At 38.5% G+C, this 1,732-nt stretch carries 2 protein-coding genes; one reads left to right on the top strand and one right to left on the bottom strand.

Translation table 11 applies throughout. The features are described 5' to 3' along the window. Window positions 1-160 precede the first annotated feature (160 nt). Window positions 161-868 carry a response regulator gene (locus BTHERMOSOX_RS10990; protein WP_138121172.1) on the bottom strand — a complete coding sequence of 236 codons (708 nt, stop codon included), beginning with the start codon at window positions 866-868 and terminating at the stop codon, window positions 161-163. Between the two features lie 162 nt (window positions 869-1,030). Between BTHERMOSOX_RS10990 and BTHERMOSOX_RS10985 the strand changes: the two genes are divergently transcribed. Beyond that, window positions 1,031-1,549, top strand: a complete 519-nt coding sequence (locus BTHERMOSOX_RS10985) for a hypothetical protein (RefSeq protein ID WP_138121171.1) — start codon at window positions 1,031-1,033, stop codon at window positions 1,547-1,549. Window positions 1,550-1,732 lie beyond the last annotated feature (183 nt).

The raw sequence follows: 1,732 nt of genomic DNA, 5'->3' as shown, positions 1-1,732 counted from the left end.
TAGGTTTTTGCCGATAATAAAATAAGTGAGGCCAAATCTTCAGCGTTTCTTTTGCCCACTGGCAAAATAATAAAATATCCAGCAATGGTAATGGTTGTTATTAAAAATGCCAGCATGGTGCTGGTGACAATAAGCGAAGTGCGACCAAATAGAGTTTTAGTCATGTAGTGTTATTCCCATTCGGAGTAAAGCGATAGCCAACGCCACGAACCGTGCGAATAAATTGAGGATTGCTAGGATCTGGTTCGATTTTTTTTCTAAGGCGAGTAATCCTCACGTCAATTGATCGATCAAACGGATCTCGATCTATGCCAGATAGCTCATCTAAGATAAAATCGCGACTTATTGGATGGTTTGGGTTGCTAGTAAACAGTTGTAATAATTCTGTATCAGCATATCCTAGTGAAATTTCTCGGTCTTTATTGTGCAAAATAAGCGCTTCCTGATCAAAGCTATAGGGGCCAAAACTGAAAAGATTGTTATTTAACAGCTCAGGCATATCGGCGTAGTTTGATCGTCTTAGCAGTGCATTGACACGTGCTAACAACTCACGTGGATTAAAAGGCTTGGTTAGGTAATCATCTGCACCAATTTCTAGACCAATAATGCGATCGATATCCTCGCCTTTAGCCGTTAACATCATAATGGGCATGTTGGAGGCGCCCCGTAGTCTTCTAGCAATTGAAAGACCGTCTTCACCGGGCAACATTAAATCTAGCAAGATAAGAGTTGGTGTGTGATTAGCAAGCCATTTATCCATTTGTATGCCATCACCAGCACTTTGACTACTAAAACCCTGTTCGGTTAAATAACGTGTGAGCATACGGCAAATGCCATCATCATCAACAATTAGAATTATTTTTTTCATTATTCATGTGTTTGATTATACGTCAGAGCCCACGATAAGAGTGCTGGTTACAATTGGTAACAAACCGATGCCAATTGATTTATTGGTGTAATGCTGCGGTTACATTGATGTTCTATACTGGCACCAGATTCAAAACATAATTTAAATAAACGGAGTAACAACATGAAAAAATTAACAACACTTTTAACTGTATCAACTTTGCTATTAGGCACTTATACAGCACAAGCACATTTTACAAATTATGAGCATAAACATGGTGATTTATATAATAAGGTACAAGCAATGACACCTGCAGATAGAGCAGGATTCGAAAACATGATGCACAGCAATATGGATAGAGTGTCAGCAGTAGAAAAACAAGCATTCAAGAATAGAATGAGAGCTTCACAAGGATTGGGCAAAGATGAGCAAAATAATATGCACAGACGCTTTGATGCACAAAGTGCGGTTAACTCTATGTCAACTATGGAACGCGCCGGATTTATCAACATGATGCGTAACAATATTAACAATATGACTGATTTAGAGAGGAGTGCATTTTTTGATTACATGGGTTTTGACAACCATGACAGGCGTTCTTTCTTTGAGCGTTTAGGCATTAAGCATCAAAAAAGTGAGCACAAGACAAAGCCCGGCTGTAATGACAAGCATAAGTATGAGCATGGATTTGATAACGACTAAAACTAACAAAAACGAGGTATAAAAATGAAGAAATTAGCAACAGTATTAACTATTTCAGCACTATTCAAGCCGTGTCTCCAACAGATAGAATAAATTTTAGAGACGCAATGCAAACCAGTCTTGAGGGAATGACAACAGAAGAAAGGCAGGTATTTAGAGATAATATGAGATCTGAGCACGGAG

This window comes from Bathymodiolus heckerae thiotrophic gill symbiont (assembly GCF_900128515.1).
In the GTDB taxonomy this organism is placed as follows: Bacteria; Pseudomonadota; Gammaproteobacteria; order PS1; family Pseudothioglobaceae; genus Thioglobus_A.
This window is presented reverse-complemented; position numbering and strand designations above follow the sequence as displayed.

Coding starts and splice junctions, on each gene's coding strand:
- BTHERMOSOX_RS10990 (WP_138121172.1), bottom strand. CDS start 868: ATGAAAAAAATAATTCTAATTGTTGATGATGATGGCATTTGCCGTATG.
- BTHERMOSOX_RS10985 (WP_138121171.1), top strand. CDS start 1,031: ATGAAAAAATTAACAACACTTTTAACTGTATCAACTTTGCTATTAGGC.